At 54.7% G+C, this 15,042-nt stretch carries 11 protein-coding genes and 3 pseudogenes; 6 read left to right on the top strand and 8 right to left on the bottom strand.

The window, feature by feature from the left end; translation table 11 throughout:
• Nucleotides 1-54: 54 nt before the first annotated feature.
• Together F1C16_RS01290 and F1C16_RS01285 are read right to left on the bottom strand one after the other, a co-directional pair.
• A complete protein-coding gene (locus F1C16_RS01290) occupies nt 55-456 on the bottom strand; it encodes a response regulator (RefSeq protein WP_185282590.1) in 402 nt (133 codons plus the stop codon).
• A gap of 60 nt (nt 457-516) precedes the next feature.
• A pseudogene (locus F1C16_RS01285) lies at nt 517-1,491 on the bottom strand (PLP-dependent cysteine synthase family protein); the annotation flags it as partial.
• Between the two features lie 225 nt (nt 1,492-1,716).
• Here F1C16_RS01285 and sucD point away from each other — a divergent pair.
• On the top strand, nt 1,717-2,610 hold the full coding sequence (sucD, locus tag F1C16_RS01280; protein WP_185282589.1) for a succinate--CoA ligase subunit alpha: 894 nt from the start codon (nt 1,717-1,719) through the stop codon (nt 2,608-2,610).
• Between the two features lie 57 nt (nt 2,611-2,667).
• On the opposite strand, the gene F1C16_RS01275 is transcribed toward sucD, so the two are convergent.
• Nucleotides 2,668-3,282, bottom strand: a complete 615-nt coding sequence (locus tag F1C16_RS01275) for a hypothetical protein (protein WP_185282588.1) — start codon at nt 3,280-3,282, stop codon at nt 2,668-2,670.
• 317 nt (nt 3,283-3,599) lie between these two features.
• Nucleotides 3,600-4,331 (bottom strand): hypothetical protein, encoded by a 732-nt coding sequence (locus F1C16_RS01270; protein ID WP_185282587.1) that lies wholly within the window; start codon nt 4,329-4,331, stop codon nt 3,600-3,602.
• Between the two features lie 151 nt (nt 4,332-4,482).
• On the opposite strand from F1C16_RS01270, the gene F1C16_RS01265 reads away from it, so the two are divergent.
• The 4 genes from F1C16_RS01265 (at nt 4,483) to F1C16_RS01250 (ending at nt 12,107) form a co-directional block, all read left to right on the top strand.
• Nucleotides 4,483-5,886, top strand: coding sequence for a mercuric reductase (locus F1C16_RS01265; RefSeq protein ID WP_185282586.1), 1,404 nt, complete (start codon nt 4,483-4,485; stop codon nt 5,884-5,886).
• A 378-nt stretch (nt 5,887-6,264) separates the two neighbouring features.
• On the top strand, nt 6,265-7,350 hold the full coding sequence (locus tag F1C16_RS01260) for an efflux RND transporter periplasmic adaptor subunit (RefSeq protein WP_185282585.1): 1,086 nt from the start codon (nt 6,265-6,267) through the stop codon (nt 7,348-7,350).
• Between the two features lie 130 nt (nt 7,351-7,480).
• Complete coding sequence (locus tag F1C16_RS01255) at nt 7,481-10,672, top strand: efflux RND transporter permease subunit (RefSeq protein WP_185282584.1); 3,192 nt, start codon at nt 7,481-7,483, stop codon at nt 10,670-10,672.
• Nucleotides 10,665-12,107 carry a TolC family protein gene (locus tag F1C16_RS01250; RefSeq protein ID WP_185282583.1) on the top strand — a complete coding sequence of 481 codons (1,443 nt, stop codon included), beginning with the start codon at nt 10,665-10,667 and terminating at the stop codon, nt 12,105-12,107. The genes F1C16_RS01255 and F1C16_RS01250 overlap by 8 nt, the downstream gene beginning before the upstream one ends.
• Nucleotides 12,108-12,253: 146 nt before the next feature.
• On the opposite strand, the gene F1C16_RS01245 is transcribed toward F1C16_RS01250, so the two are convergent.
• Nucleotides 12,254-12,526, bottom strand: coding sequence for a hypothetical protein (locus F1C16_RS01245; RefSeq protein WP_185282582.1), 273 nt, complete (start codon nt 12,524-12,526; stop codon nt 12,254-12,256).
• Nucleotides 12,527-12,707: 181 nt separating this feature from the next.
• Here F1C16_RS01245 and F1C16_RS01240 point away from each other — a divergent pair, with 181 nt between their 5' ends.
• A complete protein-coding gene (locus tag F1C16_RS01240) occupies nt 12,708-13,385 on the top strand; it encodes an IS1595 family transposase (RefSeq protein WP_185281262.1) in 678 nt (225 codons plus the stop codon).
• Here F1C16_RS01240 and F1C16_RS01235 read toward each other — a convergent pair.
• The 3 genes and pseudogenes from F1C16_RS01235 to F1C16_RS22895 form a co-directional block, all read right to left on the bottom strand.
• A complete protein-coding gene (locus tag F1C16_RS01235) occupies nt 13,382-13,687 on the bottom strand; it encodes a hypothetical protein (protein ID WP_185282581.1) in 306 nt (101 codons plus the stop codon). The genes F1C16_RS01240 and F1C16_RS01235 overlap by 4 nt on opposite strands.
• Nucleotides 13,688-14,034: 347 nt before the next feature.
• Nucleotides 14,035-14,892 (bottom strand): annotated as a pseudogene (gene rny, locus F1C16_RS01230) (ribonuclease Y); the annotation flags it as partial.
• Nucleotides 14,886-15,017 (bottom strand): annotated as a pseudogene (locus F1C16_RS22895) (transposase); the annotation flags it as partial. The pseudogenes rny and F1C16_RS22895, both read right to left, overlap by 7 nt.
• Nucleotides 15,018-15,042 lie beyond the last annotated feature (25 nt).

Raw genomic sequence — 15,042 nt, 5'->3', positions numbered from 1 at the left:
TGAGAAGGTCCTTCGCTCCGCTCCGGATGACACGCTTTTTTTAGTTTCTAAAGACTAAAACCGCTTTTCCAGTAGCTTCTGCATCTTTTCCTCCGTCAGCGGCTTTGCTAGGTATTCCACCCCTTCGTACTGAGCCACGCGGGCCGTATCGGCGGCGTGCATGGAGGTGGTAAGCACCGTGAGCACCGTTTGTTGCTTGATGTCGGTGGGTAGCCGGTCGTACATGCGCAGGAACTCGAAGCCGTCGATGCCGGGCATCTTCAAATCAACAAATACCAGCTCCGGAATAGCTTCGCCACCACGGTTGGCACCCCACAGAAACTCATAGGCCGGTTCGGCCTGGGTGAACGTGTGGATGGTATCGGCTACTCCCAAACGATTTAACAGACGGTTGTTCAGGAAGCTGGTGGTTTCATTGTCGTCCACCAGAACGATATTGCGCAGTTTCTTCGACATAAGTTTGGTGACTCGCTAGCAGCGGCATCTATCAAATATAGCTGATTATAGCGTAGCCTACAGCCAGCCTTGTTCGCGCATCCAATCGTCGTTGTACACCTTGGCCAAGTAGCGCGTGCCGTGGTCGGGTAGTACCACTACCATCGTATCCTCCTCGGTGAGATGCTCGCGGGCGTACTCCAACGCGCCGTACACCGCCGAGCCGCACGACCAGCCCACAAACAGCCCTTCTTCGCGGGCAAGGCGGCGCGTCATCACGGCCGCGTCCTTGTCAGCTACCTTAATAAAGAGGTCAATCAGGTCGAAGTCCACGTTCTTCGGCAGAATGTCTTCGCCGATGCCCTCCGTTTTGTAGGGGTAGATTTCGTTTTCGTCGAAAATACCCGTCTCCTTGTATTTCTTGAATACCGAACCGTAGGTGTCCAGCCCTACCGTCACCACGCCGGCGTGCTGCTCCTTCAGGTATTTGCTGATGCCGCTGATGGTGCCGCCCGTGCCTACCCCGGCCGCAAAGTGCGTAATCTTGCCTTCGGTCTGCTGCCAGATTTCGGGGCCGGTGGTTTCGTAGTGGGCCGCGGTGTTGGAGAGGTTGTCGTACTGGTTGGGGTAGAACGAGTTCGGAATTTCCGCGTTCAGCTTGCGCGCCACCGAGTAGTAAGAGCGCGGATCGTCGGGGGACACGTTGGTGGGGCAGATGATGATTTCTGCCCCCACGGCCTTCAGAATGTCGCGCTTTTCCTGGCCTTGCTTGTCGCTCATCGTGAAGATGCACTTGTAGCCTTTGGCAATGGCGGCTAGTGCTAGGCCCATGCCCGTGTTACCGCTGGTGCCTTCGATGATGGTGCCGCCGGGCTTCAAAATACCGGCTTTTTCGGCATCGTCAATCATTTTCACCGCCATGCGGTCTTTCACCGAGTTGCCGGGATTGAAATATTCTACCTTCGCTAGCACAGTGCCCCGGATGCCTTCCGTGACTTTCTGGAGCTTAACGAGGGGTGTGTTACCGATAGCTTCGGTGATGTTATTCAGATACATAGCCTGGGGTGGGGTGGGCAATTGAGGCCGCAAAGGTACGGATTTTCGGCGGGCCGATTGGTGCCGTATGCACTTTCTTGCGTTTGCTTCGGTGCAAAAGAGAGCTGCAACAACCCACATTGCGGCGGGCTTTGTGCCGCCTATAAATAAAACCTACTTTTGTGCACGGCCGCCCCGACGGGCAGCTGTCGTTCCAGCGAATATCTCCCTTAAACCCATTTCCTAATGAGTGTTCTGGTTAACAAGGATTCCAAAGTGATTGTGCAGGGCTTCACCGGCTCTGAAGGCTCGTTTCACGCGCAGCAAATGATTGAGTACGGCACCAACGTGGTGGGTGGCGTAACGCCCGGCAAGGGTGGTCAGCAGCACCTCGACCGGCCGGTGTTCAACACCGTAGCCGACGCTGTACGCGAAACCGGCGCCGATGTCAGCATCATTTTCGTGCCCCCGGCTTTCGCCGCCGATGCTATCCTGGAAGCCGCTGATGCTGGCATCAAGGTGATTGTGACCATCACAGAAGGCATCCCTACCAAGGACATGATTGCCGTGAAGCACTACCTCAAAGATCGTGAGGGCGTGCGCATGATTGGCCCCAACTGTCCCGGCGTGATGACTGCCGGCGAGTGCAAAGTAGGCATCATGCCAGGCTTTATTTTCCAGAAAGGCAAAATCGGTATCGTGTCGAAGTCGGGCACGTTGACCTACGAAGCCGTTGACCAACTCACCAAAGCCGGCCTTGGCCAGACCACGGCCATCGGCATCGGCGGTGACCCCATCATTGGCACCACCACCAAAGAAGCGGTAGAGCTGCTCATGAACGACCCCGAAACTGAGGGCATCGTGATGATTGGCGAAATCGGCGGTGGTATGGAAGCTGAGGCAGCCCGTTGGATCAAAGAAACCGGTAACAAGAAACCCGTCGTTGGCTTCATTGCCGGCCAGACCGCCCCTCCCGGCCGCCGCATGGGCCACGCCGGTGCCATCGTAGGCGGCGCCGATGATACGGCCGCAGCCAAAATGGCCATCATGCGCGAGTGCGGCATCCACGTGGTGGATTCGCCCGCTAACATCGGCGAGACGATGTTGAAAGTACTGAATGGCGAGAAGGTAGAGGCGTAAGTCTGCACTATATTTAGCAAGAAAAAAGCTCCGGCAATTGCCGGAGCTTTTTTCTTGCTATTGACTTTTTCGCGCGCTTATACTAGGTCGCCAAACTGCACCAATACTAAATAAATACTCTCCTCCACCAGCTGCAAACCACTTATCAGAGGCAAATGGTCTATAATTATCGTCAGATGGCCGCAAAGAGCTTAGTGATAATCCTAAAATAGATTGCACGTACCATTTCTGCTGATTGCCGAGCGCATGACGATAAAATAGGCTGTATTCATGACGCGTATCACGAAAGAGTGGAATGGGTCTACTATCATTGTGCTGAATATTTCGATAGTATATCCGACCAAGCCTATAGGTTATGCCGACAGCACCTTTATGCTTTTGGTATGCTAGGCCTGCCTGCCCAAAAAGCTTCTGGTAATTACCCCTATTATAACCTGAACTAAAAAAGCCACTCTCCTTTCTTTCTCCATAAGCTGTGCCCGCACCACCTATACCATTCAGTAACCATTTGTTTCCCAGCTTCCAATAGGTCCCTAGACCTATCTCAGCTTGTCTATTTACTAGGTAATTCTGTTCACCCAGCTTTATGGCCATAGCAGCGGCTACAGTCATCAGTACATGCGGCAAGGGTGTGTAAGCTCCCATTGCCTCTACATGGCCATCGTATTGCACAGAAGCATGTAGCTCTACCGGATCCTGAGTGGATACCAGTGGCATCGCTGGCTCCATGGGCACGTATACGCCACAACCAGCTAGTAGAAGCCCACAAATGCAGACCCGAGTGGTAGCAAGAATAGAATAAGGTAGCATAGCATCTTCTTGTAAGTGGACAGCACAAAGAAGATAGTATAGATTACAGCAAAAAAACGAACTAATTGATTTTTAAGACTTCCTTGATTGTCGACGAAACAAACAAAACGCTTTACAAAATAATGATTAATAGTGCATTAAATAGAATATCAAGGGAGAAATATTAGACTTCCTCTTTCCTACCTCCTACCCTCCTGCCCGCCCAAATTCACGACTACCCCCAGTTGAAACACCGCATTGGCCGCCCGCAGGTACTTGCGGTGCTTCAGGCCGAAGTTGCCGCCGCTGATGAGTTGTAGCTGCACTGGACCTAGTACTTGCACGCGGGAGAAGGTAATGGGCTCTAGGAAAATATTATCCTCGCCGCGAGTGGCTACCCCATCGAGCTTGAAGTTACTCAGTTCCACGTGGCTCAGGCGTAGGGCAGTGCCATAGCTGAGGGGGAAATGATTGCCGAATAGGTGCAACGTCTGGTGCTTCTTGGCACTGTAGTTCACCTGCAAAAACAGCTTGTTCAGGTTGCCTTCTTGGCGCTGCTCTACTACGCCCTCGCGCGTACGGTCGGTGCGGTCGGAGGAGCCCAGGCCGTAGCCACCATAGATTTCCAGCACCCGCTGGTCGGGTAGGCGAGTGAAGTAGCCGGCACCCGCCTCGAAGAAGTCGAAGTTTTCGGCCTTCTTGGGCTTGTTCCTATGCAGAAACGAGGCCGAGCCCATCACTCCTAATCCATTGGTGACGGCGTAGGCTCCCTGCAACGAGGTATTGCCGCCGAAATTGGAATGTATCCCCCCGCTGAACTCGCCTTGCTGCGTGAGCAACGGCACTTGTGGCGGCGGCGGAAAATAAAGCGAAGCGCAACTGGACAGTCCTAACAGGAGCAGCAGAACAAGAAAACGAGCGAAAAGCAGCATACAGCCGAAAGCGGGCGAAAATGAGGCCAAAACCAGCAAATTTTTACGGTATACTGCCTAGCCGTCAACGGCTGAGCTTCGTATAGCTGTCCAATGCAAGCGCACGGCTACGAGCCAGTTTGCTGGTTTTGTCGCCTAAAGTTCTGCTTTTATGCCCGAATCTTTCGATGTTATTATAATTGGCTCCGGCCAGGCCGGTAATCCGTTGGCAACTGCTTTCGTCAAAGAGGGCCGCCGCGTGGCCCTGGTTGAGAAAAACCTGTTGGGTGGCTCCTGCATCAACTACGGTTGCGTGCCCACCAAAACCCTGCTGGCGTCGTCTGAACGAGCGCACCACGCTTACACCGATGCGTCGTATGGGATTGATGTGGAAGTGGAAGCCATCGACCTGCCGACCATTGTGGAGCGCAAGGACGCTCTATTGGAAAAGCTCCGCCAAGGCATCCACGAAAACCTGACGGACCAGGAAAACCCCGTGCAGCTTTTCGACGGGCACGCTAGCTTCACGGCGCCTCACACGCTCAGCGTGGCCCTTACTACGGGCGGCACCGAAACACTGACATCCCCACTTATTTTCATCAACACTGGTACTCGCGCCGCTATTCCCAAGATTGATGGGCTACAGGAAACCGATTTCCTGACGCCTACCACTATTCTAGATTTAAAGGACAAGCCCGAGCACCTGATTATTATTGGTGGTGGGTATATCGGTTTGGAATTCAGCCAACTCTACCGGCGCTTGGGCTGTGAGGTGACGATTGTAGAGTCGTCGGATGTGGTGCTGGAGCGCGAAGACGCAGACGTGTGCGAGGCCATGCAACAGTTGTTGGAGAGCGAAGGCGTGCAGTTTCTGCTCGGTTCACAAGCACACCGGGTTTCGCAGAACGCCGAAAAGCAGTTTACGGTATCGGTAAATACTCCTGACGGGGAACGGCGTTTGCGAGGCTCGCATGTGCTGGTGGCGGTGGGTAGGGAACCCAACACCAAAGAGCTGGGCCTCGACAAAGCCGGGGTAGAAACCGATGACCGCGGCTACGTATTGGTCGACGACCAGTTCCACACCAATGTGCGCGGTATTTACGCGCTGGGCGATGTACACGGTGGACCCCAGTTCACCCACATGAGCTACGACGACTACCGCATCGTGCGCGACAATATTCTGAAAGGTAAAAACCGCTCGAAAAAAGGCCGTGATGTACCGTACGTGGTGTTCACGGAGCCACAGCTTGGCCGCATTGGCCTCTCGGAGCACGAGGCTCAGGAGCAAAAGTTGGATTATCGAGTGGCCAACATGCCGGTCAAAACTATTGGCCGCGCCCAGCAAACAGGCTTTACGGAGGGCTTTATCAAGGTGCTGGTAGATGGCAAGACGAACTGCATCTTGGGCACGGCCGTGTTCTGCGAGCAAGGCGGCGAGATTATGTCGATGCTCCAACTGGCTATGCACGGCAACATCACCTGCGAGATGCTCCAGGATATGATTTTTGCTCACCCTACCTGGGCGGAAGCTTTGAACAACCTGTTCTCAAAACTCGAAAACCCAAAGAAGAAGTAATACCTGAGTAAATAAACCACTACCTCTCCGAGGAATTTGTTTTGGCGGTTATGCAGCGCTGTGCGCTGCATAACCGCTTTTTTTATGCCATAAAATACTGTCTTACAACTACTTATTACTACTGATTCAGTGCAGAAAAAGCAGCTATAGAACATGCGTTGGAGGTCACGAAGAATAGTAGAATTTCCTCTACGCGGGGCACGATGCTTCATACCGGCTTCATGTAGCGATGCTTGCTTTGTAGCATCAACCTCGCCTACCAACCCTGGCGACACTCCTTTTTAGCGCATTCCAAAACCGCTCTTTTATCCGCCCTACCCTACCCACCGCCATTATTTCTGGCATCGTCAACTGTCTGTCATATTACCCCAAGTTCTTATGAAAAAAGTGTTCATGCTCATGTTCGTGAGCTGGTGCGGCTTGTATGGTTTCACAAGCTGCGCGGACAAAAAAGAAGAAAAGGAAGAAAAGGTAGAGTATCTGGTTACCAGCCCTTTGCAAAAAGACACCACCATTACCAAAGAGTACGTGGCGCAGATTCACTCCATCCAGCACATTGAGCTGCGGGCGCTGGAGAAGGGCTACCTCCAAAAGATTTTCGTGGATGAGGGGCAGACCGTGAAGCAGGGGCAACTCATGTTTCAGATCATGCCCATGATCTACCAAGCCGAGTTGAAAAAGTCGCAGGCCGAGGCGAACTACGTGAATCTGGAATACCAGAACACCAAGCGCTTGGCCGACAACAACGTGGTGTCGAAGAGTGAGTTGGCGCTGGCCGAAGCCAAGTACGATAAGGCCAAAGCTGATGTGGCCCTGGCCCAAACGCACCTGGGCTTTACCACCATTCGGGCGCCGTTCAACGGCATCATGGACCACTTTCAGGCCCGGCTGGGTAGCCTCGTAGACGAAGGCGACCTGCTCACGACGCTGTCGGACAACAGCAAGATGTGGGTGTATTTCAACGTGCCCGAAGCAGAGTATTTGGCTTACAAGGAGGCTAAGACCAACAACCTGGAAAAGGTAAACTTATTGATGGCCAACAACCAGGTGTACCCACAACCTGGTGTAGTGCAAACCATTGAAGCTGACTTCAATAACGAAACCGGTAACATTGCCTTTCGGGCTACTTTCCCTAACCCCAAGAGCCTGCTGCGCAATGGCGAAACGGGTAGCGTGCTGATGACGGTACCGCTCAAAAATGCCCTCATCATCCCCCAGAAAGCCACGTTCGAGGTGCTGGAGAAAAAGTTTGTGTACGTGGTGGACAAGGACGAGCACGTGCACCAGCGCGAGGTAACGGTAGGCTCTGAAATGCCTGACCTATACATCATTACCGATGGCCTGAAACCCGACGACCGGATTATGCTGGAAGGCATTCGAAAGGTGAAAGACGGCGAGAAAATCAAGTACGAGTACGAGAAGCCGGAGAAGGTGATTTCGCACCTGAAAGTGTACTCCGAATAGGTGCTTTTATGAGCTGTTAGCTGGTGGCCGTTAGCTGTTAGCTTCTGCTCAGACAAAATGCAGGCTGTTTCTTCTCAACGAAAAGCTAACGGCTGACAGCTAATAGCCATCAGCTAAAAATCAGCATTCTATGTTCAGTAAATTCATTCGCAGGCCAGTCTTTGCCATCGTGATTTCGGTGGTGATTGTGTTCCTGGGCGTCATGGCCATCAATACGCTGCCTACGTCGCAGTTTCCCGAGATTTCGCCGCCCATGGTGATGGTGTCGGCGGCCTACCCTGGCGCTAGCGCCAAGGTGCTCACGGAGTCGGTGCTTATTCCGCTGGAGCAGGCCGTGAATGGCGTGCCCGGTATGAAATACATGACCTCTGACGCCGTGAGTGCCGGCGAGGCCAATATCCAGATTGTCTTCAACCTAGGCACTGACCCCGACCAGGCCGTGGTAAACGTAAACACGCGTATTGCGCAGGTGCTCAACCGCTTGCCAGTACTGGTGCAGCGCGAAGGCGTGATTGTGAACCGCGTGGTGCCCAACATGCTGATGTACGTGAACCTGTACAGCAAAGACAAGAACACGGACATGAAGTACCTGTTCAACTTTGCAGGGGTGAACATGATACCCGAAATCCAGCGCATCAACGGCATTGGCCGGGCCAGCATCCTGGGTAGCCGGCAGTATGCCATGCGCATCTGGCTGAAGCCCGATCGTATGCGCGCCTATAACGTGTCGGCCGACGACGTGATGAAGGCACTTGACGACCAGAGCGTAATTGGTTCGCCGGGTCGTATTGGCCGCTCCGACGGAGGTAGGGCCGAAGCCCTGGAATACGTACTCACCTACCAAGGCCGCTTCAACGATGTGGAGCAGTACAAGAACGTGATTATTAAGGCCAATCCTGATGGTGAAATTCTACACCTGAAGGACATTGCCAACGTGGAGCTAGGTTCGGAATTCTACGACATCTACTCCAACCTCGACGGCTACCCCTCGGCTGCTATTGTGCTGAAGCAAACCTACGGCAGTAACGCTACGGAGGTCATTAAATCGGTGAAAGCCAAGCTGGAAGAACTGAAGAAAACCATGCCGCCTGGCATGGACTACAAAATCAGCTACGACGTGTCGAACTTCCTCGATGCGTCGACGGAAAACGTAATTCACACCCTGCGCGATGCCTTTATTCTGGTGGCGCTGGTGGTGTTCCTGTTCCTGGGCGACTGGCGCTCTACCCTCATTCCTATCATTGCGGTTCCGGTTTCGTTGGTAGGCGCGTTTGTGGCGATGCAGGCGTTTGGCCTCACCATTAACATGATAACGCTCTTTGCGTTGGTGTTGGCCATCGGTATTGTGGTCGACGACGCCATTGTGGTGGTGGAAGCCGTGCACGCCAAGATGGAGGAAAAGCACCTGTCGCCGTACGGCGCGGTGCGCGAGGTGATTGGCGAAATCAGCGGCGCTATCATCGCCATCACCATTTTGATGACGGCGGTGTTTGTGCCTGTAGCCTTCATGAGCGGTCCGGTGGGTATTTTCTACCGTCAGTTCTCGATTACGATGGCTACGTCTATCGTCATCTCTGGTGTTGTGGCCCTCACGCTGACGCCGGTGTTGTGCGCTATGATTCTGAAGAATAACCACGGTCAGCCGCGCAAAAAGACACCCATCAACCGCTTTATCGACTGGTTTAACCGCGGCTTCGAGAAGCTGACCGGCCGCTACACAAACCTGCTAGAAAAGGTGGTTGACCGGCGGGTGTTTACGTTCGGCATCCTGATTATTTTCGGGCTGGGCATCTTCGGCATCTCCTCTACCCTACCCTCAGGCTTTATCCCGAGCGAGGACCAGGGCATGCTCTACGCCATCATTCAGACGCCGCCCGGCTCTACCCTAGAGCGCACCAATGACATTTCGCAGCGTCTCTATGAGCTGGCCAAGGACGTGCCCGGCATCCAGAGCATCTCTACCCTAGCGGGCTACGAGGTGCTTACGGAAGGTAGGGGCTCCAACGCCGGCACGTGCTTGATTAACCTTAAGCCGTGGTCGGAGCGCAAGGAATCCATCCACGACATTGTGGAGGAGCTAGAGAAAAAGGCCAAGCAAATTCCCGGCGCGACCGTGGAATTCTTCGAGCCACCAGCAGTACCGGGCTACGGCGCGGCGGGCGGTTTCCAGCTGCAACTACTCGACAAAACCAACACCGGCGATTACAAGGCGCTGGAAAAAGTGAACGAGGAATTTATGGCGGCTTTGAACAAGCGCAAGGAACTGGCCGGTCTGTTTACGTTCTACTCGGCCAACTATCCGCAGTATGAGTTGCAGATCGATAACCAACTGGCCATGCAGAAAGGTGTGAGCATTGGCAACGCCATGAACACGCTGAGTATCATGATTGGCTCGACCTACGAGCTGGGCTTCATCAAATACCAGCGTTTCTTTAAGGTGTATGTGCAGGCCTCGCCGGAGTACCGCAAGCTGCCCAAGGACGTGATGGATATGTGGGTGAAGAACGACCGGGGCGAAATGGTGCCGTTCTCAGCCTTCATGAAGATTGTGAAGACCCAGGGCGCCAACGAAATCAACCGCTACAACATGTACACCACGGCCTCCATCCGCGGCGATGCAGCAGCGGGTTTCAGCTCGGGTGAGGCCATTAAGGCGGTGCAGGAAGTGGCGAAAGAAACCCTACCCCGCGGCTACGACATCGACTGGGGTGGCTTGTCGAAAGACGAGGTGAGCCGCGGCAACGAGGCCATCTACATCTTCTTGGTGGTGCTGGCCTTTGTGTACCTGGTGCTGGCCGCGCAGTACGAGAGCTTCCTGCTGCCGTTGGCGGTGGTGCTGTCGCTGCCAGCGGGCATTTTCGGCTCGTTCCTGTTCATCAAGATGCTGGGCTTGGCCAACAACATCTACGCCCAGGTAGGACTGGTGATGCTGGTAGGCCTGCTGGGCAAAAACGCCGTGCTGATTGTGGAGTTTGCGGTGCAGGAGCACGAGCACGGCATGTCGGTGCGCGATGCGGCCATTGCCGGCGCCAAGGCCCGTTTCCGGCCTATCCTAATGACCTCCTTTGCCTTCATTGCGGGCTTGATTCCGCTGGTGCTGGCTACTGGCGCGGGCGCCATTGGCAACCGCACCATTGGTACGGCGGCGCTGGGCGGCATGCTGTTCGGCACCGTGTTCGGGGTAGTGATTGTGCCCGGCCTGTACTATGTATTTGGCAAGCTGGCCGAAGGGCGCAAGCTGATCCAAGACGAAAACGAATATCCGATGAGCGAAGGCGTAGAGCCTCGCGTGCTAGTTGAAGAAGTAGAAGCTCATGCTTAGAAAACGCATTTATCAGTATATAAGCGTAGCCTGCTTGTCGCTGGCAGTAGGAAGTTGCAAAATGCCGGAGTTGGTCATGAAAGATGCCAATCGCCGCGTGCCCACCAGCTACAACAGTGCTGCCTCGCAGGATACCGTTAGCGCCGCGCAGGTGCAGTGGAAGCAGTTTTTCACCGACCCCAACCTGGTTGCCCTGATTGATACCGCCCTGCAACACAACCAAGAGTTGAACATTGCCTTGCAGGAAATCCAGATTTCCCGCAACGAGGTGCAAATCCGGAAAGGCGAGTACCTACCCTTTGTAGGCATAGGAGTTAATGGCGAGGCCGAGCGGCCCGGTCGCTACACTTTGCGCGGCGCTACGGAAGAGGCCGTGAACATCAAGCCCGAGCACCGTACGCCCGACCCGCTGCCCAACTACCGGGTAGGCGCCTTTGCCAGCTGGGAGGTAGATATCTGGCACAAGCTGCGCAACTCGCGCAAGTCGGCGGCGTTGCGGTATTTGTCGAGCGTGGAGGGTAGGAACTTCACCATCACCAACCTGATTGCCGAAATTGCCAACTCCTACTTCGAGCTATTGGCCCTCGATAATCAGCTGGCAATTGTGCAGCAGAACATTGAGATTCAGACCAATGCGCTGGAACTGGTGAAGCTGCAAAAGGAATCGGCGCGCACCACGGAGCTGGCCGTGCAACGTTTTGAGGCCCAGGTGCACAACACCCGCAGCCTGCAATACGGCATTCAGCAGCGCATCATCGAAACCGAAAACCGCATCAACTTCCTAACCGGCCGCTACCCCCGCCCGATTGCCCGCAACGACGCTACGTTCAACGACTTAGTTCCGACGGTCATTCAAACGGGCGTGCCCTCGCAGCTGCTGCAAAATCGCCCCGACATCCGGCAGGCCGAGCAGAACCTGGCGGCTGCTAAGCTAGACGTGCAGGTGGCGCGGGCCAACTTCTACCCTTCGCTGCGCATTACCGGCTCGGTGGGCTTTGAGGCCTTCAAGCCCGGTTTGTTGTTCTCTACCCCCGAGTCGATGCTCTATAATCTAGCAGGGGAGCTGGTAGCGCCGCTGGTGAACCGCAACGGTATCAAAGCTGTGTACGGCAGTGCCAACGCTGTGCAAACCCAGGCCGCCTACAACTACGAACGCACCGTGTTGAACGCCTATGTAGAGGTAGTAAACGAGCTGGCCAACATCAGCAACCTGGCCCAGAGCTACAATGAAAAGGCTTTGGAAGTGCAGTCCTTGAACCAGTCCGTGACCATCTCCAACAGCTTGTTCCGCTCGGCCCGCGCCGAATACACGGAAGTGCTCTTCACCCAACGTGACGCCTTGGAATCAAAGTTCGACCTGATCGAAACCAAGATGCAGCAGTTGAATGCTACCGTGAACGTGTACCGCGCCCTGGGCGGCGGCTGGCAGCAATAGCACCAGCAGCCACACATTGGCACAAGCGAAAGCCCGCCCGGATTTTTCCGGGCGGGCTTTCGCTTGTGCCAATGTGTGGCTGCTTAGAATTTCTCCAAAACGTGCTTCTGAACTTGCCGAAGAATTTCGGAAGAACAGGCAAGAACTTAATACTGAACCCGTTTGAACCGGTGCGGGTATACCACAATTCCAATGGAAGTGAATAAGTCGCCGGCTTTCACATCGGTAATCAGTGGGCCTACTGGGGCTGAGCCCCTTACCAGATCGGCCGACCACGAGGCGCTGAGCGTCAATTGCAGCTGGGCCCACTGTAATACGCCTTGCCGGTTACCGAAGCGCATAAACAGCATGGGCTCGTTGCGCGTCATTCGGCGCAGGCTAATGGGTTGGTTGTTGTTGGTGAGGGTAGTAAAATGCACTTGCGAAAGCCGATAGGCTAGCCCCATTGTGAAAGGCCCATCCTCGTACGCCACAAATACGTCGCCGAACGGCTTGCCGTAGCGCGCATTATATTGATAGGTGATAGTCGAATCGCGCTGGAACAGAAAAAGATAGGGGCTTAGGAAGCAAAAAGCGAGGAATGGGGCATAACTTCCTGTTATGCAGCAAACTAACCGCTATTATAAGTGCAGCAAAATTTCCGAGGTCAAATTTCGCTACTTGTTGCGTCTTTTCGCGCTGGATTTGACGGCTTCGGACGCGGCCCGGCTGACGGGTCTGAGCGTACGCGCGGTCAACGACATATACCTGCGCCTGCGCCACCGGCTGCTAGCTTGCAGCCCGGTGCCGGCTGACCTGGACGGGGCCGTCGAACTGGACGAGAGCTACTTCGGCCCGCGGCGCGTACGCGGCAAACGGGGCCGGGGAGCGGGGGGTAAAACCATTGTCTTTGGCCTGTTCAAACGCGGGGCTCAGGTATACACGGAAATCGTCCCGGATTGCTCGAAAAAGACCCTGCAAGCTATTATTCGGGGTAAGATTGATGTCACGGCGATGGTCAACACCGATGGCTGGCGCGGCTATGATGGCTTGGTGGACGTGGGCTACGACCGTCATTTTCGGGTGCATCATGGGCAGAACGAGTTTGTCCAGGGAGCCTCGCATATCAACGGGATTGAATCATTTTGGAGCTTTGCCAAAGCCCATCTGCAACGCTTCAAGGGCGTGCCCAACCATACGTTTTTACTACACTTGAAAGAGGCCGAGTTTCGCTTCAATCATCGCCACGAAGACCTGTACAAACTCTTACTTAAATTGCTTCGTCAACAGCCCCTCTAATTAGTTTTGCTTCCTAAGCCCCAAAGATAATATGCATCCTGAAACCCGCGGCCACTCTGCCCCCAACCATAGCCCGCCGAGCCTCCTACCAGCCACCTCTGCCCTAAAGTCCAATAGGTACCCACCCCTACCTCCAATTGACGCGTACGGAAATATGTTGTGTCGCGCCCGTCGGTGCGAAGTGCACCCGCGGCACGCACTACTACATGGCGCATTGGCGAGTAAGCAGCTGAGCCCTCCAACCGGCCCGAGAAGAGGTAGGCGCTACCTGCTACCTCGGCTTGCCCCTTATCGCGCAACATAGGTGCGCTGGGTTGAATCGGAGTATACACTACACAGCTACTCAGGGCTGCCAGCAGTCCTAATGGAGTAAATCGTTTACCCCAGCGTAGTGTGATTGTCATATATACACATTGTCATACATACACATAAAAGGCGATGGTCTGCTGGCTGGCGTAGCAACATGCTCCGCAACAACCGGCAGACCATCGCCGGATAGGAATAGTGTAGTGGATAATACATATACAAGAGCTTACTCGAGTGGCATAGGTTGCAAGCAGTTAGCGCATTTGTGAAAAAAATTTACTCACCACAAAAAAGGCCGCCGCAACTCTCGTTGCGGCGGCCTTTTTTGGCTTGTTGCCCTACCCTATTTGGCGTAGGCGACGGCGCGCATCTCCCGAATCACGGTAATCTTGATCTGGCCGGGATACTGCATTTCCTTCTCGATTTTCTGTGAAATCTCGTAGCTCAGCTCCTGGGCGCGGTCGTCAGTCACGTTCTCGGCATTCACCATCACGCGCAGCTCGCGACCCGCCTGGATGGCGTAGCACTGCAACACCCCGTCAAACGACACAGCTGTTTCTTCCAGCTGCTTGAGACGCTTGATGTAGCTTTCCATCATCTCGCGGCGGGCGCCGGGGCGCGAGCCCGAAATGGCGTCGCAGGCCTGCACCAGCGGCGCAATCATGGCCGTCATCTCCATCTCGTCGTGGTGGGCGCCGATGGCGTTTACCACATCGGGGTGCTCTTTGTACTTCTTGGCCATCTCCATGCCTAGGATGGCGTGGGGCAGCTCGGGTTCCTCGGTGCTTACCTTGCCGATGTCGTGGAGCAGGCCGGCCCGTTTAGCGTGTTTCACGTTCAGGCCCAGTTCGGCGGCCATAGTGGCGCACAGGTTGGCTACCTCGCGCGAGTGCTGGAGCAGGTTTTGGCCGTACGACGAGCGGAAACGCATCCGCCCTACCATCTTCACCAGCTCGGGGTGCAGGCCGTGAATGCCCAGGTCGATGATGGTTTTCTCGCCGATTTCCACGATTTCCTCGTCGATGTTCTTGCGGGTTTTGGCCACAATCTCCTCAATGCGGGCCGGGTGAATGCGGCCGTCCTTCACCAGCAAGTGCAGGCTCAGGCGGGCCACCTCGCGGCGCACCGGATCGAAGCCCGAAATGATGATGGCCTCGGGCGTATCATCCACGATAATCTCCACGCCGGTAGCGGCTTCCAGTTATAGTACGTCGCCCTGTTGATACCCATCTTCCTGCAAACTTCTGCGACAGCCACACCCGTGTCTGCTTGGCGCAGGGCAAATACGATCTGAACCTCAGTAAACTTGGCCTTTTTTAGGGAAATTGTCACTGATTTTTAAGGTACGACA

The organism is Hymenobacter sp. NBH84, assembly GCF_014217645.1.
Classification (GTDB): Bacteria; Bacteroidota; Bacteroidia; order Cytophagales; family Hymenobacteraceae; genus Hymenobacter; species Hymenobacter profundi.
This window is presented reverse-complemented; position numbering and strand designations above follow the sequence as displayed.